Annotated in this window: 24 protein-coding genes and 3 tRNA genes; 25 read left to right on the top strand and 2 right to left on the bottom strand. The window is 57.6% G+C overall.

Translation table 11 applies throughout. The annotated features are described in order from the left end of the window. Nucleotides 1-5: 5 nt before the first annotated feature. Nucleotides 6-1109 (bottom strand): DNA polymerase III subunit beta, encoded by a 1104-nt coding sequence (dnaN, locus tag HY737_02070; protein MBI4597174.1) that lies wholly within the window; start codon nucleotides 1107-1109, stop codon nucleotides 6-8. A gap of 99 nt (nucleotides 1110-1208) precedes the next feature. Next, nucleotides 1209-2594, bottom strand: coding sequence for a chromosomal replication initiator protein DnaA (gene dnaA, locus HY737_02065; protein MBI4597173.1), 1386 nt, complete (start codon nucleotides 2592-2594; stop codon nucleotides 1209-1211). Between the two features lie 129 nt (nucleotides 2595-2723). Between dnaA and rpmH the strand changes: the two genes are divergently transcribed. The 25 genes from rpmH to HY737_01940 all read left to right on the top strand — a co-directional run bounded on the left by rpmH (nucleotide 2724) and on the right by HY737_01940 (nucleotide 19731). Beyond that, a complete protein-coding gene (gene rpmH, locus HY737_02060; GenBank protein ID MBI4597172.1) occupies nucleotides 2724-2864 on the top strand; it encodes a 50S ribosomal protein L34 in 141 nt (46 codons plus the stop codon). Further along, on the top strand, nucleotides 2857-3216 hold the full coding sequence (rnpA, locus tag HY737_02055) for a ribonuclease P protein component (GenBank protein ID MBI4597171.1): 360 nt from the start codon (nucleotides 2857-2859) through the stop codon (nucleotides 3214-3216). The genes rpmH and rnpA overlap by 8 nt, the downstream gene beginning before the upstream one ends. Next, complete coding sequence (yidD, locus tag HY737_02050) at nucleotides 3180-3413, top strand: membrane protein insertion efficiency factor YidD (GenBank protein MBI4597170.1); 234 nt, start codon at nucleotides 3180-3182, stop codon at nucleotides 3411-3413. The genes rnpA and yidD overlap by 37 nt, the downstream gene beginning before the upstream one ends. Next, a complete protein-coding gene (gene yidC / locus HY737_02045) occupies nucleotides 3413-4918 on the top strand; it encodes a membrane protein insertase YidC (protein ID MBI4597169.1) in 1506 nt (501 codons plus the stop codon). The genes yidD and yidC overlap by 1 nt, the downstream gene beginning before the upstream one ends. 88 nt (nucleotides 4919-5006) lie before the next feature. Then, a complete protein-coding gene (locus tag HY737_02040) occupies nucleotides 5007-5789 on the top strand; it encodes a ParA family protein (GenBank protein MBI4597168.1) in 783 nt (260 codons plus the stop codon). Next, nucleotides 5786-6628, top strand: coding sequence for a ParB/RepB/Spo0J family partition protein (locus HY737_02035; protein ID MBI4597167.1), 843 nt, complete (start codon nucleotides 5786-5788; stop codon nucleotides 6626-6628). Before HY737_02040 ends, HY737_02035 begins: the two co-directional genes overlap by 4 nt. Beyond that, nucleotides 6625-7119, top strand: coding sequence for a nucleoside-diphosphate kinase (locus HY737_02030; protein ID MBI4597166.1), 495 nt, complete (start codon nucleotides 6625-6627; stop codon nucleotides 7117-7119). Before HY737_02035 ends, HY737_02030 begins: the two co-directional genes overlap by 4 nt. Beyond that, on the top strand, nucleotides 7116-8012 hold the full coding sequence (locus HY737_02025; protein ID MBI4597165.1) for a YicC family protein: 897 nt from the start codon (nucleotides 7116-7118) through the stop codon (nucleotides 8010-8012). Before HY737_02030 ends, HY737_02025 begins: the two co-directional genes overlap by 4 nt. A 16-nt stretch (nucleotides 8013-8028) precedes the next feature. Then, complete coding sequence (locus HY737_02020) at nucleotides 8029-8280, top strand: DUF370 domain-containing protein (protein ID MBI4597164.1); 252 nt, start codon at nucleotides 8029-8031, stop codon at nucleotides 8278-8280. A gap of 23 nt (nucleotides 8281-8303) precedes the next feature. Beyond that, nucleotides 8304-8954 (top strand): guanylate kinase, encoded by a 651-nt coding sequence (gene gmk / locus HY737_02015; protein MBI4597163.1) that lies wholly within the window; start codon nucleotides 8304-8306, stop codon nucleotides 8952-8954. 4 nt (nucleotides 8955-8958) lie between these two features. Next, on the top strand, nucleotides 8959-9189 hold the full coding sequence (rpoZ, locus tag HY737_02010; GenBank protein MBI4597162.1) for a DNA-directed RNA polymerase subunit omega: 231 nt from the start codon (nucleotides 8959-8961) through the stop codon (nucleotides 9187-9189). Between the two features lie 7 nt (nucleotides 9190-9196). Then, nucleotides 9197-9826 carry a hypothetical protein gene (locus HY737_02005; protein ID MBI4597161.1) on the top strand — a complete coding sequence of 210 codons (630 nt, stop codon included), beginning with the start codon at nucleotides 9197-9199 and terminating at the stop codon, nucleotides 9824-9826. Between the two features lie 39 nt (nucleotides 9827-9865). Beyond that, nucleotides 9866-10528 (top strand): phosphopantothenoylcysteine decarboxylase, encoded by a 663-nt coding sequence (locus HY737_02000; GenBank protein ID MBI4597160.1) that lies wholly within the window; start codon nucleotides 9866-9868, stop codon nucleotides 10526-10528. Then, entirely contained in the window at nucleotides 10512-10979 is a 468-nt protein-coding gene (locus tag HY737_01995) for a type II secretion system protein (protein MBI4597159.1), read from the top strand. The genes HY737_02000 and HY737_01995 overlap by 17 nt, the downstream gene beginning before the upstream one ends. Nucleotides 10980-11131: 152 nt before the next feature. Continuing rightward, nucleotides 11132-11205, top strand: a tRNA-Cys gene (locus tag HY737_01990). Nucleotides 11206-12077: 872 nt separating this feature from the next. Then, nucleotides 12078-12162 (top strand) — tRNA-Leu (locus HY737_01985). A 126-nt stretch (nucleotides 12163-12288) separates the two neighbouring features. Beyond that, nucleotides 12289-13470: a hypothetical protein gene (locus HY737_01980; protein ID MBI4597158.1), complete on the top strand. Its 1182-nt coding sequence runs from the start codon at nucleotides 12289-12291 to the stop codon at nucleotides 13468-13470. A gap of 182 nt (nucleotides 13471-13652) precedes the next feature. Then, a tRNA-Val gene (locus tag HY737_01975) sits at nucleotides 13653-13726 on the top strand. 1052 nt (nucleotides 13727-14778) lie between these two features. Continuing rightward, on the top strand, nucleotides 14779-16539 hold the full coding sequence (gene thrS, locus HY737_01970; GenBank protein MBI4597157.1) for a threonine--tRNA ligase: 1761 nt from the start codon (nucleotides 14779-14781) through the stop codon (nucleotides 16537-16539). 23 nt (nucleotides 16540-16562) lie between these two features. Beyond that, nucleotides 16563-17207 carry a translation initiation factor IF-3 gene (locus HY737_01965; GenBank protein MBI4597156.1) on the top strand — a complete coding sequence of 215 codons (645 nt, stop codon included), beginning with the start codon at nucleotides 16563-16565 and terminating at the stop codon, nucleotides 17205-17207. After that, on the top strand, nucleotides 17200-17397 hold the full coding sequence (gene rpmI / locus HY737_01960; protein MBI4597155.1) for a 50S ribosomal protein L35: 198 nt from the start codon (nucleotides 17200-17202) through the stop codon (nucleotides 17395-17397). Before HY737_01965 ends, rpmI begins: the two co-directional genes overlap by 8 nt. A 104-nt stretch (nucleotides 17398-17501) precedes the next feature. Beyond that, entirely contained in the window at nucleotides 17502-17852 is a 351-nt protein-coding gene (gene rplT, locus HY737_01955) for a 50S ribosomal protein L20 (protein ID MBI4597154.1), read from the top strand. A gap of 91 nt (nucleotides 17853-17943) precedes the next feature. Then, complete coding sequence (gene pheS / locus HY737_01950) at nucleotides 17944-18978, top strand: phenylalanine--tRNA ligase subunit alpha (protein MBI4597153.1); 1035 nt, start codon at nucleotides 17944-17946, stop codon at nucleotides 18976-18978. 55 nt (nucleotides 18979-19033) lie between these two features. Continuing rightward, nucleotides 19034-19285 carry a hypothetical protein gene (locus HY737_01945; GenBank protein ID MBI4597152.1) on the top strand — a complete coding sequence of 84 codons (252 nt, stop codon included), beginning with the start codon at nucleotides 19034-19036 and terminating at the stop codon, nucleotides 19283-19285. After that, nucleotides 19282-19731, top strand: coding sequence for a PIN domain-containing protein (locus HY737_01940; GenBank protein ID MBI4597151.1), 450 nt, complete (start codon nucleotides 19282-19284; stop codon nucleotides 19729-19731). The genes HY737_01945 and HY737_01940 overlap by 4 nt, the downstream gene beginning before the upstream one ends. Nucleotides 19732-19786: the final 55 nt, after the last annotated feature.

The following is a 19786-nucleotide window of genomic DNA, read 5'->3' as shown; positions in this document are numbered from 1 at the left end:
GCGGTTCATACCGCCTTCATGGGCAGCACAAGGTACGTAAAGCCTGGCTGACGGATCACCGCGGGCTTCTCCGGTCCGGTGATTTCCACCGCCACCTCATCCGTATCCAACACTTTCAGCACTTCAAGCCAAAACTCCGGATTAAACGCGACGGTCACCGGCTCGCCCGGGTACGTCACCGCAAGTTCTTCCCGAGCGCTCCCGAGCTCGGCGGACTCTTTTGACACCACCAGCTTCCCTTCCCCCACTTCAAAAACGACCGCCTGCGAGGCGGCGCTGGTCATCAAACTGGCCCGGCGGATCGCATTGGTGAGGGTTTGGCGGTTGCACGTCATGACGGTTTTTGTCGGTGGGGGAATCACCTTGTCGTATTGCGGGAATTGCCCCTCAATGAGCCGGGTGATGATGGTGACGTCGCCGAAGGTAAAGGTGAGCTGGTTGTCTTTGAGGGGGGCGATGCGAACCTCTTCGGTCCCATCAGCCTGCAAGAGTCTTCCAAGCTCCCGCACCGTCTTCGCCGGAACCACCACTGAGAGCTGGTGCGTTGTCGCGTTCGTGACCGGCGCCTTGGCGGCCGCCAGGCGACGGCCGTCGGTCGCCACCAGGGTCAGCTCCGTCTTCTGAAGAGCGATGAGGGTTCCGTTGAGAATAAACCGCGTTTCTTCCATCGACATCGCATGCGCCGTCTGCGCAATGAGTGTTTTGAGCGCTTGTTGGGAGATAGTGAGTTGCTCGTTATTGGATGTGGGGGGAAGGATGGGGAAATCTTCCGCAGGTAGTCCTGGAATACGGAAGCTGCTCGCCCCACAGGTAATGGTGGCGGTGTGGTTCTTCCTTGCCTCCAAGACCACCACCTCATCCGGAAGCTCTCGAATCACGGTGGTAAATTTTCTCGCGGGGAGAGCCACGGCGCCTTTTTCGTTTTGGGCGGCCAATGGAAACCGGCACCGGATACCCACATCCAAGTCGGTTGCGCTGAGGGTGATGCCCTCCTCGGTCGTCTCAATGAGAATGTTGGCAAGGATGGGGAGGGTGCTGCGGTCATTGACCGCGTGCTCAACCATTTGGAGGTGCCGAAGTAGCTGGGGTTGCGGGATGGTGATGCGCATCGCGGCTCCTTGTGGATTTCACAGCACTGTTATGACGATATGGTATTAAAAAAGAACCCTCGTAGTAGCACTAGAGTGTGTGGAAATGTGGAAAACATTTTAACCCATCTGGCGCCCCGAGGCTGCGGTAATCAGCTGATTTAGGTGGGTGATGATCTGCTTCTTGTGCGCATCTTGTGTGATCTCCCGCTCAATTTTTCCGACGGCGTGCATAATCGTGGTGTGGTCCCGCCCCCCAAATGCTCGCCCAATCTCCGGCAGCGAAGCCTCGGTGAGCCGACGGCACAGAAACATCGCAATCTGCCGCGGGAACAAGACCGAACGTTGCCGGCGGCTCCCGCGCATCTCCTGGAGGTCTAACTGGAAGTACTCGGCGACGCGCCGCTGGATCTCATCCAGCGTGATCCGCGCGCTGACCTCCCGCACCATATCCTTCAAGACCTCCCGCGCAATCTCAGCATCGAGCGGCTTGTTAAAGAGATTGCAGTACGCGATAACGCGGATCAGCGCGCCTTCTAATTCCCGGATGTTGGCGGTAATTTGCTTGGCCATGAAATCCGTGACCGGCTCCGGCACAAGGATCCCGGCCTCCTCCGCCTTCTTGCGGAGAATGGCAATGCGGGTTTCCAGATCCGGGGGTTGGATATCCGTCACCAAGCCCCATTCAAAGCGCGACACCAGCCGCTCTTCGAGCCCGGCGATTTCTTTGGGGGAGCGGTCGCTGGAAATCACGATTTGTTTGTGGGCGTCATAGAGGGCGTTGAAGGTGTGGAAGAACTCCTCTTGGGTCGCTTCTTTCTGGGCGATGAAATGGATGTCGTCGACGAGCAGCACATCGACCGTTCGGTACTTATCGCGGAACCGCGACGTGGTTTTATTCTGGATGGAGGCGATCAGCTCGTTCGTAAAGCGCTCGCTCGAAATATACACGACGCGCCGCGCAGGCCAGCGATGGAGAATCGCGTGGCCGATCGCCTGCATGAGGTGGGTCTTCCCTAACCCCACCCCGCCGTAAATAAACAACGGGTTGTACGCCCGCGCCGGCGATTCAGCGACGGCCAGCGACGCCGCGTGGGAAAAGCGATTGCTGGGGCCCACCACAAATCGGTCAAAGGTGAGCCTGGCATTCAGCCCGTGGCTGCCATCGCTTTGCGATGAGGACGCCGGGGCCGCGTTGGCTGGAGAGGCATCCGCCGGCTTGAGGGGCGAAACCGCTGCCGGCAGAATGGACGCGAAGCTCGCGGCGGTCGCGGTGACCACCCGCACCTCGCGCGTTCCGGCAAACGGCCGAAGCGCCTCGAGATAATGGGTGAGGACCCAATCGCGGAAAAAGGAGTTAGGCGCTTCAAGCGTGACGGCGGCATCCGTCAATCCACCGACGGTCAGCGGATCGAGCCACCGATTGACCACCTCAGAACCAAGCCTTGCCTTGAGGCGTTCCCGGATTACGGCCCAGTCGAACGGGGTGTTTTGCACAGTTTCCACACGTTTTCCACAGGGTGCCTGGGATCCACTTCGGAGAAACGCATTATACCAACATTCAGAAACGCGCTCAAGCGATTTGTGCTTGATTTCTCCTAGCCCCCGGCCGTATAATATTTCACGTCCTATCGAATGAAAAAGAACCTACGGAATCTCTCGAACCGAAAACGGAAACGCGTCCATGGATTCCGCCGTCGCATGAGCACGCGCGGAGGCCAAAATGCCTTGCGCCGTCGACGGCGCAAGGGACGCTGGCAGCTGATTCCTGCGTAACGACGCCACCCCGACGATTACCCGGCTACGACTGACCAAGGCGTTTACAGCCGTCTATCGGAGCGGGCGGTGGGCGCGCGGGCGGCATCTGTCCGTTGGGAGCGCGCCGAACCAGCGCATCGAGACCCGCCTCGGCCTACGGACTCGACGCGGACTCAAAGGGGCCGTGGAGCGGAATCGGCTCAAGCGGCAGTTGCGCACGGTCATCAGAACGCAACGACTAGCGCTATGCCCAGCAGTTGATGTGGTCATTATCCTTCACCCAGCACAGATCCCGTGTCCAACCGAAACACTTGCCACAGAATTGAAAATCCTATGCAAACGCCTCAACATTCTCTTGCCGCTACGCTAGCGATTCGCGTCATACAGATATATCGTAACTACATTTCTTACAATAAGTTACAGTCATGCAGGTTCCTCCCAAGCTGCTCCTCCTACGCCTGCCAAGCCCTTGAGCGCTACGGTTTTTGGCGCGGAGGAATGAAGATCGTTGGCAGGCTGCTGCGGTGCCATCCCCTTGGCCCGTGGGGCGTTGACCCCCTCACGTAATGGGATCAGAGAAGCGCGTCTTGCTCGCTGCAGCCCTCAGCGCAATTTTCATTAGCGTCTACTCCTCGGCGGTCCTCAAGCCATCGCGCCAGCCGGCGCAACAACTCCTTCCTGTCGCCTCACCACAGACGATGTCAGCCGATGTGGCGTCATATCATATTCTCGATGAGGATGTTACAGTTATTGAATCGCGCGATGTTCGGCTTGAAATTGGCAAGTCAAGTGCCGCAGTTCGCAAGGTGACGCTGAAACAATTCCACGATTCGATTTCAAGCGCGCCTCTGCAAATCAGCTCATCGTATCCGCTGCTTGGCATTCGAGGCGACGTTCGTTGGATTCTTAAGGAAACCGGGTCGACAGCGGTCACATTCACCGGGGCGGATGCGTCCGCATCATATCGCCTGACCTATGAGCTAAACGCGGAGCAGCCTGGATTGCAGCTGTCCGTGGCAACCGACCAGGCGACGCTTGCCTCCCTGAGGATCATCGCAAGCTGGGCTAAAGCAGACGCGTTGAATGATCAGCAGAACAGGTTGGAGATCAGCGCGCGCTCTGAAGACAACGGGAAGGCCAGGTATTTTCGGCATGGCGTATCGCGAAAGGCAAAAAATGTTCCACGTGGAACATTGCTGCTTTCAATCGCCGAGCGCTTCTTCTGCATCTCGGTGAAATCAGTGCAGCCCCTTGCGGTCCAAATTCTCCCAAGCATCAACGGGCACGAGCTTGTGACCGAAGCCTCGCTGCCATCAGGCGCTGACACCTACCAGGCAAAGGTCTATTTCGGACCAAGAGACTATTTTTACCTTCGTCAGGCCGGGGTTGAACAGGCTTTTGCCGTTGGCACGATCAGTCAAATTGGATTGGTCTTGCTGTCGTTCCTCAAATGGATTGCTGGCATCACGAAGAACTACGGGGTCGCGATCATCTGTTTTTCCATCGGCATCACCGCGCTCATTTCACCCCTCACACTGATCAGTTTCAGGTCGATGAAGAAAATGCAGGAGCTGAAGCCTAAGGTAGATCATGTGTTAGCAAAATATAAGAACGATCAGATGAAAGCGAACCAGGAAGTGTTTGCCTTATACCGCGAGCACAAAGTCAGCCCGCTGAGCGGGTGCCTGCCGATGTTGCTGCAAATGCCGATCCTTATTGCGCTGTTTCAAGCCATGTCGCATTTTATCGATTTTCGTGGAAAGGGGTTCTTGTGGATCGCTGACTTGTCGCTGCCGGATCATTTTCTCCGGCTGCCATTTTCCGTGCCGCTGTTGGGTCCGCACCTAAATCTGTTGCCGATCATCATGGCGGCGGCGATGTACATTCAAACGCGCCAATCGAGCAGAGCCATGGGAAGCGCTGAGAGCAATCCGACCGCGAAAATGTTCTCAGGCCCGCTGATGCCCATCATGTTTGGCGTGATGTTTTACCAGGTGCCCTCAGGATTGGTCTTATACTGGTTGACCAACACGCTCATGTCACTTGTTATTTATAGAGTGGCAAAGAGTTAGAAGAAACGCACATAATGAGCACAGCTTGTGCGAAACGAAAAGCCTAGAACGGTACGAGGATAATGTTCCACGTGGAACATTAGCTGAGATGGCAAAAATTATCGCGGTGTGTAATCAAAAAGGCGGGGTTGGAAAATCAACAACAGCGGTGAACGTCGGCTCCTATCTGGCACTTGCCGGGCGAAAGACGCTGCTGGTTGATCTTGACCCTCAAGGCAATGCGACAACAACCTGTGGCGTATCAAGAGACGACGCGGCAGGAAAAGACATCTACCAAGTGCTGATCAATAACCTTGACATCGAGGAAACCATTCTCAAGACGCCGGTTGACGGGATGCGCCTTGTTCCTGCCAGCATTGATCTTGCCGGGGCAGAGCCGTTTCTGGCAACCGCGGAAGAAAAAGAGACCGTGCTGCGGCGGATCTGCGAAACGCTTCGCCCGAAATATGAATTCATTCTTTTTGATTGCCCCCCAGCGCTTGGCCTGCTGACGGTCAACGCGCTCGTTGCGGCTGACAGCACCATTATCCCTGTCCAGTGCGAATACCTAGCCCTTGAGGGCCTGAGCTCCTTGATGCGGTCTGTCAATTTGGTGAAGCAGCGGCTGAACCCTGCGCTGAAAGTCGGAGGAATTGTGTTGACGATGGCAGATTTTCGCGCTAATCTTGCCCGTGAGGTCGCCGATGAAGTTAAAAATTATTTCAAGGAGATGGTGTTCAAGACATCGATCCCGCGCAACATTCGGCTCGCCGAGTCACCAGGATTTGGCAAGCCGATTTGCCTCTATGATCCAAATTCAACTGGCGCATTAGCGTATCGTCTTCTTACACAAGAGGTTATAAACAAGGAAATTTTCGGAGCCGCGACATGAAGCGATTAGGGAAAGGGCTTGCCGATTTGATTGATCTGCCGCAAGACGCCGCCGCATCGGCGGGATTGGTGGTCGTGAAAACCGCGCAGATCCGCCCTGGACGATTTCAGCCGCGCACCTCGGTCAGCGACACCAGCTTGGAGGAACTGAAGGCATCGATCAGACAATCCGGCATCATCGAGCCGGTGGTAGTGCGGCCTGGGAGCCAGGGCACCTATGAGCTCGTCGCGGGGGAGCGGCGATTTCGCGCAGCCCAAGCCCTCGGGCTGATTGAGATCCCCGCGGTCGTGAAGACGCTGTCAGATCAGCAGGCCGCGGAGTTGTCGCTGATTGAGAATGTGCAGCGGGAAAACCTCAACCCGCTCGAAGAAGCCAGAGGCTATTCGCGGCTCACGGAAGCGTTTGGCTATACGCAGGAATCGCTCGCGATGGCCGTGGGCAAGGACCGCGCGACCATTGCGAACCTCTTGCGCATCCTGCGCCTGCCTGAGGAGATTCGGCAAGGGCTGCTCGATGAAAAGATCTCGCTCGGGCACGCCAAGGTGCTGCTGACGATCGAGGATCGCGGACGGCAGACGGCGCTGTATCAGAAGATCCTCGCCAATGGCTTATCGGTCAGGCATCTTGAGGGCCTGGCCACGAACTGGATGCCGTCGCGCAAGCGGCGTGTGAAGCCGGGCGACCCCAACACCGCCGGCCTTGAAGAGGCGCTGCGGCGCGCCCTCGGAACCAAAGTCAGCGTCAAGGCGAGGAAAAAAGGCGGGCGCATCGTGATTGAGTATTTTTCCTCCGAAGAATTGACGCGGCTGCTTGGCCTTCTCAGCGTTTCCGTGGGATGATGGCGCCACAGTCCACGCTGTTTCTGATCAAGCCCGACGCGGTTCAGCGCGGCCTGCTGGGGGCGATTATCTCGCGCATTGAAGAGCTCCGCTTGGATGTGCTGGGAGCGAAGATCGTGCGCGTCTCCAAGGAATTAGCGGAAGCGCACTATGCGCACATTCGCGGGAAACCGTTTTTCGACGAGACGGTCGAGTATCTGCAGGGCAAGCGGCACGGCGTCCCCTACGTGATGGCCCTGGTCTTGTCGGGGGAGAAGGCCGTTGAGCGCGTTCGCGCATTGACGGGGGCGACCCATCCAGAAAAAGCCGCCCCCTCGTCGATTCGAGGCGCCTTTGGCCGGATGGCGACGAACGGGCTGATGGAAAACGTGGTCCACGCCTCGGCGAATACGGCCGATGCCTCGCGGGAAATTGCCCTCTGGTTCCAACCGCATGAAGTGCTCCCGTTGCCGTCCTCAACACTGGCCGCCGCCCGCCCGCCGCTGACATGAGCCAGGCGCGCGCGAAGATTTCCAGCATGACCGGCTACGGCCGCGCCACCGCGCGCACCGAGTTCGGGGGGGTGGCCGTCGAGGTGCGGAGCACGAATCATCGATACGTGGAAATCGACGCCCACATGCCCAACGGCCTCTCCGCGCTGCAGGGTCGCATCGCCGATGAGCTGCGCAAGATCGTGCGCCGCGGGCGCGTGGAAGTGTTTCTCACGCTGCAGACGGACCGCCTGGGGCACCGCAAGGTGCAGTTTGATGAAGCGCTGCTGCAGCGGTACCACGAGGCCCTCCTGAATCTGAAGGGGCGCTTCGGCCTCAAAGGGCCGCTGACGCTTGAGCAGCTGCTCAGCGCTCCGCAAGCCATGTCCGTCGTGGAAGACCGCGTGCCTGCCGAGCAGTTCTGGCCGTCGGTGCGCTCCGCGGTGCAGGCGGCGGCGCGCGATTTGGCTGTCTCACGCCGCCGCGAAGGGGCGAAGCTCGCCGCGGATCTCCGGGGGCAGCTAAAGGTGATTGAACGGAACGCCCAAGCCATTGCGCGGCGCCTGCCGAGGGCCTTAGCGCAGCAACGGCAGCGGCTGGTCGAGCGGTTGCGCGAGCTGCTTGGCAATGGGGCGGCCGCCTCTGTCTCGCAGCTGGAGCAAGCTGCCGCCCTGGTGAAGGATACGGATGTGCATGAGGAGCTCGTCCGGTTGGAGAGCCATGTCGCGTCGATGCGGCAGACGCTCGCAAAACAGCAAGTGGTCGGCAAGCGCCTGGATTTTATGGCCCAGGAGCTGATGCGCGAAACCAATACGCTGGGCAGCAAAGTCAACGATTCTGAGGCGGTGCAGCACGTCGTCGAGATCAAAGGCTGCATCGAGAAGATCCGAGAGCAAGTACAGAATCTGGAGTGAGGCTCTCTGCTCCGTGATGGCTGTGACACTCTTAAACGTCGGATTCGACAACGCGGTGGCGGCGGAGCGCATTGTCGCGGTCGTCTCCGCCGATCCCTCGCCGGTGAAGCGGTTGCGCGAAGAGGCGAGCCGGCATCAAAAACTGGTCGATGCGACCAATGGCCGCCGAACCCGCACGGTCATCGTCACCGACTCGGATCATGTGGTGCTCTCAAGTTTGCAGCCGGAGACGGTCGCACAGCGGCTGGCCGAATTGAGGCGTGACTAAACCGCATGGATCATGGATGGTGGATGGTGGATGGTGGGCGACTCTTACCACTGTTCGAGCCTCCAACAATCCACGATCCGCCATCCACCATCCACCATCCAGGTAAAGTCTTTGTCATCTCAAGCCCTTCGGGCGGCGGCAAGACGACGGTGGTCAAGCGTCTCCTGCGCCGGATGCCCGTGCTGGCGCGCTCGGTGTCGGTGACGACGAGAGCGCCTCGGCCGGGGGAGCGCACCGGGCGGGATTATCGGTTTATTTCGCCGAGCGTCTTTGCGCGGATGCGGCGCCAGGGGGCGCTGATGGAATGGGCGCGCGTGCACGGCGCGTGGTACGGCACGCCGAAGCGGCCGCTGCTGAGCGCGCTCGCCCAAGGGCAGAGCGCCGTTCTCAGCATCGACGTGCAGGGCGCGCGCAAGATCCGGCGGCTGCTGGGGCGGCGAGCGGTTTTGATTTTTCTCAAGCCCCCCTCCATGCGAAAGTTGCGGCAGCGCCTGCTGCGGCGCAGCACCGAAGACCGGGAAGCCGTTCAGGAACGCTTGGCCGCGGCCCAGAGGGAGCTGGCGTGCGCGTCCTGGTACGACCACGTGGTGATCAACGACCGCCTTGAGGCGGCCGTGGCGCACGTGCGGGCGATCATTCGAAACGCAGGACGAATCAACGGAAGGGAGTCGTGAGCGCATGGCCCATGTGCCGATTGAAGAATTGCTGAAGCGGTGCAGCAGCGTCTATAAGCTGGTGATTCTCGCGTCTCGCCGCGCGAAGGAGATTTCCGAGGGCGCTCCGGCGTTGGTGGAGCAAGCGCCTCGCAAAGTCACCTCCATCGCCTTGGAGGAGATCTTGCAGGGCAAGGTGTTGTACAGGCCGATCGAGGACGACAAATCGAGCAAGCGGAAAAAGAAGAAGGAGTAGCCGTCGGATGACCACACTAGCAGGCGGTCCGGAAATCGTCCTTGGCGTCACGGGATCGATCGGAGCCTACAAGGCAGGCGACTTGACGCGGCAGCTGCGGGATGCCGGCTATGGGGTGACATGCGTGCTGACGCATCGGGCCACGCAGTTCATCGCGCCGCTGACGCTGCAAGCGCTCTCCGAGCGCAAAGTCTACACGGAACTCTTCGACCTGCAGACGACGCAGATCGTGCATACGACGCTGGCCGATCGCTCGAAATTGATCCTTGTCGCTCCAGCGACGGCCAACATCATCGGCAAATTTGCGAGCGGCCTCGCGGATGACCTCCTCTCCTGTTTGCTGCTCGCGACGAAATCGAAGATTTTGTTTGCGCCCGCAATGAATGTGCACATGTGGCAGCATCCCTCGGTGCAGCGGAATGTCACAACGCTCAAGCGCCTCGGGGTGCGATTCATCGGCCCAGATGTGGGGAAACTGGCCTGCGGCTACGAGGCGATCGGGCATCTAGCCGAGCTCGAGGAAATTGTGCGCGCCGTGAAGCAGTGGGTGCCGGTCGGCTCTGCAGCCCCGGCCGCCGCGGCAACACCCGCCCGGTCGAGTACAACACGCCGCAAGCGCACCACCAAGAAACGCTAGGCCGGCATGGGGAGTTCTCGGCGTCCCCTTCGAGTGGTGATGACGGCGGGCCCCACGCGCGAGCCGATTGATCCTGTGCGGTTCATGTCTAACTATTCGACCGGCGCGATGGGAGCCGCGTTGGCGTCGGAGGCCTTGCGGCGCGGGCACCGGGTCACCGTGATCCATGGACCGATCAGCGAGCCGCTGCCGCTTAGGGTGCGGCGCATCGCGGTCGAGCAGGCAATCGAGATGGAGCGAGCCCTCCGCGCCCATGCGCGAGCGGCCGACGTGGTGATCATGGCTGCGGCCGTGGCGGATTTTCGCCCGGCGCGGCGGGCGAGGCACAAACTAAAGCGGCGAGCGCACGGCGCATTGATACTGGAAGCCACCCCCGACATCATTGCACGGCTGCCGCGGTGCCACGGGCAGCTGCGCGTTGGGTTTGCGGTAGAAACCGATCGGGTGGCCGCGCGCGCGCGCGAAAAAGCGCGCACCAAAGATCTCGATCTCATACTCGCGCAACACGTGGCCAGGCCATCAGCGGCTCAGCGGGGTCCGGCAGCGCCGTTTGGGCGAACCAAAATCCGGGCGTGGCTGCTGGAGCGGTCGGTCGCCGTCAGGGCGCTCGGGCGAATTTCGAAGCGCCGCGCAGCCGGCGTGCTCCTTGACAAAATCGAAGCACTTTGGTACGGTCAACACAACCATGCGAATGTGGCGTAAGCGATCCCAACACCGTAGCGCGCAGGGTTTTACGCTGATTGAGCTGCTGGTGGTGATTGCCATCATCGGCATCCTCATCGGTTTCTTAGCCCCGGCGACCATGAAGATCCGCGAGAAGGGGCGGCGGGCGAAGTGCCAGAATAACCTGAAACAGATTTTTTACGCGATTTCTGCGTATCGCGATGATCACAACGAGCAATTTCCCGACTCGCTGGATCAATTGCACGACCAGTACATCGACGATCTCGCGGTCTTTAAGTGCCCGTCGTCAAAAAATGCCGTGCCGGCCTCACCGGGCGGCGGCGACTATGAGTACACGTCAGGATTGTCTCCCGCCAGCAAATCCACCGAGGCTCTGGCCAAGGATAAGGATGGCAATCACCCGGATGGGGTGAACATCCTGTACGTCGGTGGCCAAGTCGGTTTTGAGTCCCACGGCAAAAAACCGTGAACCCCGCCCCAGGCATGTGCGGTGCACTAACACGATGACTTTTTCTGGGGCGGGGTGAACACCTAATTCTCCTTCCCATGCGTATGCGCTCGGTGTGCGGCCGAGGTGTCTTTGCCCTGAACCACGTTGGGTTCAGGGTGAATGGGGGATGCGGCGACGTAGCCAAGTGGTCCAAGGCGGCGGTCTGCAAAACCGCTATTCACCGGTTCGAATCCGGTCGTCGCCTTCTTCTCGCGGTGTCTGGCGCCGTGAGGTGCCTGACACCGCGCTGGCATGAGCAGTGAATAAGTGAGCTAGAATGGGAAATAGAGGACCCAAACTAAAACCCTTCGAGTGTCCCGATCATGTGTTTTGGTATTTGGTTGGGGTGGTCGCATCCGACGGCTGTCTTAGCTCGGACGGTCGACATGTGACAATTGTTGCCAAAGATCGTCGATATCTTATGAAATTGAAACACCACGCTCATCTTACTTGCGGCGCGACCAAATCTTGGGGAGGCAGTGGTCACTTTGCATATCGTCTACAGATCAGCAATAAAAACTTATATGAGAAACTACTTAGCCTTGGTTTAACGCCACGGAAATCTTTGACCCTCGGTCCTCTCAGTATCCCTGATAAGTGGTTTCACCATTTTCTCCGTGGAGTAATTGATGGAGACGGAAACATTCGCCACTGGACGCACCCAACGAATGGTCGGGAGCAGTGGGTTGTAAGAATTTACGGCGCCTCACAACCATTTATCGTGTGGTTACAGGGGACGACACAGCGACTCTGGCATGTCAAAGGGAAAATTCACAAATACGTGGACGAAACAGGTCGACGGCATCCCATGTACACGCTCAAATTTGGAAAATTGGCCGCCAAGGTGATTTTAAGCGAATGCTATTACGCTGGAGCGTTAGCGCTTGAGAGAAAAATGAAGTTAGCCCTTGAATGCGCATCAATTTCTGTGGGTTGGAGGAAGAGCAAGACCGTAAATAATTCCCATTGCTGGCGAAATTGGAGTTATGTGCATACATATCCACGACCGATAAGAGGCCCCGATGATAAGCCTGATCCTACAGCAGGATTAGTCGCTGAAGAATTTGCAACCGATATGCCGGGGTGGTGGAACGGTTTACACGACGGGCTTAAAACCCGTTGTCTCGAAAGGGACATGTGGGTTCGAATCCCACCCCCGGCATGAATTCGAATAGTGCGATTGAAATTAGATGCGCAGACGATTTTGCACGACGAGTGGGATTCGAGGGCTGAGTGCTCAGCACGCAGAGCACATGAGATCCGAAATTGGAGGCAAGGAGTTAGACCCATGAATCACCAACGCACGCCAGGTTTCTTGATTCGTGTTATAGAAATCATTGCCATAACAGGAGGAATCTTCGGTCTTGCCCGGGCTGACACCTCGCAACTTCCCCAGCCTGACTTCACAACAAGCACAGAAACGGTGTATCGCAACACCACGATGGGGATTGAGCTCACCATTCCGCCTGGCTGGTATGTTCCGGCAGATGACGAAGAGCCGTTTCTACATTTTTTTGGATGTTCTTCGCGTTCAGCATGTGAGGTGCGGCTTGATATTTGGGATAGAGCACAGGATAAGCGAAGCGGGTATAGCGAGTTTCTTGAGGGAAGACAGCAGATTCTAGAGCCTTATCAGCTCATTCAAGGAGCTCAGGTACTAAAACTAGATCAATCGCGTTTCCCGAAGAACAAGTGGACGCAGAGTGATCTAAAATTTAGTTACGATATTTTTTTCGACGGTCTTCTCACCTTGACAGTGGGCAGTAATACAGACGCCGTCGAGCCTATCCTGGCATCGTTGAAATACCTCGGAAAGCCACAAGCCAGAGCCCCAAGCACCCCACGATGGCAGATCGACCAAGAGGAGCGAAAAAAACCACTCACCAGGGAACGATGCAAAATCCATCTGCGACATTTTAGGGACGCGGCCCAAGCACCGCAAAACGCCTGTTTAACAACTCAGGGACTACGCCCGTTTGATTTTTCTCTTTATCTTCCTGACGACGCAAAAGAACAAGAAATGCATTTCTTGGGTGAGGAGGCTGTGTGGAAGGGAATTTTCGAGGCCGAGCTGCAACATGGGCCAGTGAAGGGGATGAAAGACCGATGGGCACTATATGAAAGTCATATCAGCGCGACGCCTCATAACCGATTCGAAAAGATTGTTGCCGGAAAATATCATAAGGGCGATTTCGTGCCGTCATTACTTGATTTAGGCAATAGAGATATTGCCGTAATGCCGCATCAATTGGAGAGCGTACACGAGGAGCGCTTCGGAGGAACTACGGCGTATCGGATTGTTGTGCAGCGTCACGGGCCGCTCGGATCGGGACCCCAAAAACCAACCCCATTCTATTATATGGCGATGGTGAAAGGCAGCACGTTTATCATCGCATCGTACGGAAGTAAAGATATGGAAGACACGGTTCGTAACACCATGCGAGTGGTTATTAAGGCGAACCCGTTGTAATCTCAACCGATGGCCAAGTGCACGTGCGGGAACACCGCTGAGGCGAAGCAAGTGATTCCGGTCTGGGCGATCATCCTGCTATTTTTCTGTGGGATTTTTCCTGGCATTATCGCACTCTATTGCCATCGACGGTTATTGGCGTGTGGCGAATGTGGTGCCATTCGCTGGCAGTTTTAGATCAGGGGCGATTAGCTCAGTCGGTTAGAGCGCCACGTTGACATCGTGGAGGTCAGTGGTTCGAGCCCACTATCGCCCAGGTTTACACATGAATAAGATAGAATTGAAGAGACTGTACTGTCAGCGACGGTTGTCGATGATGGAGATCGCCAGCGAGCTGAGCATCACTCATGCAACCGTTCTGTATTGGCTGAAAAAGCACAGAATTCCAAGGCGGTCGTGGAGTGAAAGCGCCTATGTGAAACTTAATCCCGATGGGGATCCGTTCACAATTCCCAGTACATTGACATCAGCTCAACGAGAACTATTGGCCGCCGGCTTCTTGCTGTATTGGGCCGAGGGGGATAAGACGTACAAGCATGGTACGAAAATCGGTAACCTTGACAGCCGGATGCTTCAAGTGTTCATCAAGTTCTTGAGAGAAGTATGCCATGCTGATGAGAATCGCCTCAGTGTCTATGTGAGAGTCCATAAACGCTTCGCACTATCGACCGCAAGACGATACTAGAGCCGAATGTTGAAGCTTCCGCTCAACCGAGTCCATATGTATCGTCATACAGATAAGAGAAGCAAGGCTCACAAGCAATGGTCGCCTTATGGACTGGCCATCCTCGAATTCCACAGCTCAAAGTTTAAACAGTGGTTCGATCGTGCCATGGCAGCGTACGCGAGCTATTTACTCATGGAGTCACAGAGCAAGGAGATCCCTTGGACGACGTGGCGACGGCACGGAGACTTCCTGGCTGATGGCTCTCTGGGCGACTTACATGGCTTGTTGACGGACGATACGTTGGACCGCTTTAATCTCGCCTGGACTATGCCAAACAATTAGTGGAGCAACACCGTATGCCTCTTGTAACTATTGAGTTGCCGAGAACCCCGAAAGTCCTGAGGTTGTTTAGCTACCTGAGTGGTGCTGAGAGTGTCACAATTGGCACTCAGTTAACCGAGCTTTCCATTGCGCTCGCGCGTGCCTCCATTCGTGCGCAGCATCCACGCTGGACCGCCAAACGGTGCGATGCCGAGTTGCGGAGACTTATCAGGGCGGCCCCAGGTTCACACGGGACGATTCCTGGCTCTCTCGAGGAGCCTAACGTTACACGTTTCACGTTAAACGTTACTCGGTAATCCATGGCTCACGCAGGGCAGGCTGATAAATTAAAAGCAAACGATCCGCTGTATGCGCTGCGGCACTCGGCCGCGCATGTGATGGCGCAGGCGGTGCGGCGGCTGTATGGGCCGCAGGTGAAGCTGGCTATCGGGCCGCCGATTGAAGACGGATTTTATTATGATCTGGATCTTCCGGTGAAGCTCACCGATGAGGATTTGGCGAAGATTGAAGCCGAGATGGCCAAGATCGTCAAAGAAAACCATGCGTTTCAGCGGTCGTATCTGAAGAAAGCCGAGGCTATCGAGCAATTCAAGCGCCAGGGCGAAACGTATAAGGTCGAAATCGTCGAGGGGATCCCTGACGCGCAGGTTTCTTTCTACACCGACGGAGAATTTGTGGATCTGTGCGAAGGCCCGCATGTGCCATCCACCAGCGAGGTCAAGGCGTTTAAGCTCCTCAGTCTGGCCGGCGCGTATTGGCGCGGGGATGAGAAGCGACCGATGCTGCAGCGCATCTACGGCACGGCGTTTCCCACCAAGCAGCAACTTGATGACTATGTGAAGCGCCTCGAAGAGGCCAAGCGGCGCGACCACCGTCGGCTCGGTACGGAGCTTGACCTCTTTAGCTTTGAAGAGCTTGCCGGCCCTGGCGTGGTGTTTTATCATCCGAAGGGTGCCAGGGTGCGGGCGATCATCGAGGATGAAATCCGCCGGCGGCACCTGGAGCGCGGCTACGAGCTCGTCGCGACCCCGCACATCTTCCGGACGGACATCTGGAAACAATCCGGGCACCTGGAGTATTACAAAGAGTACATCTTTTTGTTTGAGGCGGAGGAGCAGCCCTTTGGCATTAAACCCATGAACTGCCCGGGGCATATCCTCATCTATCGGTCGAAACTGCGCAGCTATCGCGAGCTGCCCATCCGGTTCTTTGAGCTGGGCACGGTGTACCGCAATGAGAAATCCGGCGTGCTGCATGGGTTGATGCGCGTGCGAGGGTTTACGCAGGATGATGCGCACATCTTTTTGCGCGAGGATCAGCTGGTGGAAGAAATCCAGCGCGTGCTCGAGTTTGAGTTCGAGATCTTGAAGACCTTTGGATTTGCCGAGTACGAAATCGAGCTCTCCACGCGCCCTGAGAAATTCATCGGCGAGGCGGCCCTGTGGGAGCGCGCCGAAGCCGCCCTGCGCGAGGCCATGACGAGTCGCGGCCTGTCGTTTGCGGTGCACGAAGGGGAAGGGGCGTTTTACGGCCCAAAGATTGACATCAAAATCAAGGATGCGATCGGACGCAGCTGGCAATGCGGCACGATCCAATGCGATTTTGCGCTGCCGGAGCGGTTTGATCTGACGTATCAAGCCGACGACGGCAAGGCGCATCGGACGATCATGATTCACCGAGCCCTCCTGGGTAGCCTGGAGCGGTTTTTCGGCGTGCTGCTGGAGCATTATGCCGGAGCACTGCCCGTGTGGCTCTCGCCGGTGCAGGCGGTGGTCGTGCCCATCACCGACGCCGTGCTGCCGTATGCCCGCGAGGTTGAGGCCGCGTTGCGAACGCTCGGGCTGCGCGCGACGTGCGATGACCGCAGCGAGAAGATGCAAGCGAAGATCCGAGATGCCCAACTGCAGCAGATCCCCTACATGGCGGTCGTCGGCGGACGGGAAGCCGAAGCCCGCAGCGTGGCCGTGCGCCACCGCCGGGGAGGCGATGTGGGCGCGATGGCCTTGGAGGCCTTCGTGCAGCGGGTGAGTCAAGAAAACGCAAGCCGCGCCACTACCTAGCGGCTGACAGAGGAGGAGAAGGGCTGAGACAGTTACGAGTCAATGAACGCATCCGCGTACCTCAGGTGCGCGTGATCGGCGCAGATGGCGCCCAGCTTGGCGTGATGTTACCGGCCGATGCGATTCGCCTAGCACGCGAGCAGGAGCTGGATCTTGTCGAAGTGGCCCCGCAAGTATCCCCGCCGGTCTGCCGGATCATGAATTTCAACAAGTTTCGGTATGAAGAGCAGCGCCGGGAGCGCGAGGCCAAAAAGAAACACCACATCGCGAAGCTGAAAGAGGTCAAATTCAAGCCGCACATCGAGCAGCATGATTATCAAGTGAAGCTGAATATGCTCAAAAAGTTCCTGCTGCGCGGCGACCAGGCCAAGGTTACGATGGTGTACCGCGGCCGCGAGCTCGCCCACACCCAAGTGGGCCGGCGCATTTTGGATCGGCTCGTCGATGATCTGAAATTGATCAGCAGGGTGGAGCGCACGCCGTCGCTGGAAGGCCGGTTCATGACCATGGTCTTCGGGCCGGATCGCGAAAAGGTCAAGCGATACGAGCAGCAGCTCGCGCGCCAAAAATCGCAGGCCGAGCGCGCCACCAAGGTCGCGGCGACGCACAGCACAAGCACCGCATCGCCGGCGAGCGCGACGGGACAGGAAGGAGTGGCGCATGCCTAAATTGAAGACCGTCAAAGGCGTGAAAGATCGCATCAAGGTCACCGGCACCGGCAAGCTGGTCGGATTCCGCCCGGGCCGTCGGCATCTGCTCGGCACACGTCCGGCGAAGATCAAGCGGAAGCTGCGGAAACAACGCGTGCTATCGCGTCCGGATGAGCGCCAGGTGAGATCCTTAATTCCATATATGTGATTACACGGATTATGGAAAGATGATTACACAGATAAGTCTGTGGATGTCTTAATCGGTGTAATCGTTTTCATAATCTGTGTAATCATTCTCGATAGGAGGGGGAAATGGCAAAAGTGAAATGGGCCGTCGCGTCTCGACGGCGGCGAAAGAAACTCCTGAAACAAGCGAAAGGCTACCGCGGCGGGCGTCGCTTGCATCTGTTGAAGGTCAAAGAGACCGTCATGCGGGCCAAGGCCTACCGTACCCGCGACAACAAGGTGAAGAAGCGCGAGTTCCGCAACCTGTGGGTGATCCGGATCAACGCGGCGGCGCGCGCCCGGGGCTTGACGTACAGTCGGTTGATGTCCTCCTTTCGCAAGGCGAATGTGAGGCTCAATCGCAAACAACTTGCCGAGCTGGCGATCCACGACGTGTCGGCCTTTGACCAACTCGTAGCACAGGCGACCGCCAACTAAAAGTGTCAGACGCTTCCCGCCTTCAAAAAGTGCCTGACACTTCTGGAAGGCCAAAAGTGTCTGACACTTTTTGCTTTTTGACTTTTTGAGCATGGACACGGCGCAGGAACTTGAGCAGCTCTTGAGTGAAGCCGCCGGGCGTGTTGAGCGCGCGACGTCACCCGAAGAGCTGGAGAAAGTTCGCATCACCTACCTCGGCCGCAAGAGCCGGCTGGCGGAGATCATGAAGTCCATTCCGCAGCTCTCATCGGAGCAGCGGGTTGACGTCGGCAAGCGCGCGAACCACCTCAAAACGTCCCTCGAGTCTGCCCTGATCGCGCGCCGCGAGATGTTCGCCGCGACCCGCCAGGGCCCTAGCATCGACGTTTCGCTGCCAGGGCGGGCCGTGGCCCTCGGACGGCTCCACCCCATCACCCAAACCTTGCATTCCATCCTTGACCAATTCATCCCACTCGGCTTTGACATCATCGAAGGGCCGGAGATGGAGTTTGAATATTATAACTTCGATGCGCTCAATATCCCCCGCGATCATCCGTCTCGCGAATCCTTCGATACATTCTTCGTTGATCTTCCGTCACCGGAGCCGAAGAAAGGCCGGCTGCTCTTGCGCAGCCACACCTCGCCGGTGCAGGTGCGCGTGATGGAGCAACGCCAGCCGCCGCTGCGGGTCGTGGTACCTGGGAAAGTGTTTCGGCCGGATCCGCTCGACCCCAGCCACAGCTTCATGTTTCATCAAGTTGAGGGCTTGATGGTGGATGACCGGACCTCGTTTGCGGATCTCAAAGGGGTGTTGGAGCGGTTTCTGCAAGGGCTCTTCGGGCCGAAGACCAAGACGCGATTTCGTCCGCACTTTTTCCCATTCACCGAGCCCTCCGCCGAGGTCGACATCGCGTGCTCCTCGTGCGAAGGGAAGGGATGCTCGACGTGCGGCCGCAAAGGCTGGCTTGAGATCATGGGCTGCGGCATGGTGCATCCGAATGTGTTCAAGGCGGTCGGCTATGACGCCAACAAGGTGCAAGGCTTTGCGTTTGGCATGGGAGTCGAACGGATCGCGATGCTCAAACTCGGCATCACCGACATCCGCCTCTTCTTCGAAAACGATCTACGCTTCCTCGAACAGTTTTGAATGTTGCAGAGTACGTCCAAATAAAGTATAATTTAGACGTACAAAAGAGGTTGCGATGAACACGAAACTTACCTTGAAACTTGATGGGTCGGCGATTCAGCGCGCGAAGCGCTACGCGCATTCTTACCACATCAGCCTCTCTCGGATCGTGGAAGATTATTTTCAGGCGCTGGGGTCGAAATCTTGGCCGCCATCGGAGCGTCTCACGCCGCTGGTGCGTGAGTTGTCCGGAGTCACCACGGCGAAGGCGGCGCGCCGATGGAGGGAGGCGTATGCGGAGCATTTGGCAAAGAAATACGCCAGATGACCAGCCTCTTTTTTGACACGGATATCCTGCTGGATCTGCTGTTGGCTCGTGCCCCGCACCATACGCCCGCCGCAGAATTGTTAAGTCTCGTGGAAGCCGGGGTCGTTCGTGGAGCCATGTCCCCCTTGACGGTCGCGAATCTCCATTACGTCTTGCGGCGTGCGATGACCAAAGCCGCAGCCATCCAGCATGTCCGAAAGCTTCGACTCATTGTCCGTGTCGTGACCCTCGATGAGCAGATTATTGATCGAGCGCTCTCGGCCGAGGAGTTTAGCGATTTCGAGGACGCCATTCAGTATTACTCAGCCGTGGTGCACAAAATGGACGGGCTCGTCACGCGCAATAAGCGGGATTACCGGCAAGCCACCATCCCGCTCTACACCGCCGAGGAGTACCTGACGATCCATCATCTCAAAGGCGCACCACGTGCCGGCGGAGCGTCCTGACGATGTTGCCATATCGCATCACCGACAGCCGACTCTTTTTCGAAAACGATCTACG

Source organism: Candidatus Omnitrophota bacterium (assembly GCA_016209275.1).
Taxonomy (GTDB): Bacteria; Omnitrophota; Gorgyraeia; order Aquiviventales; family Aquiviventaceae; genus JACQWM01.
The sequence above is the reverse complement of the archived record's forward strand: the minus strand, read 5'-3'. Positions and strand labels throughout refer to the sequence as shown.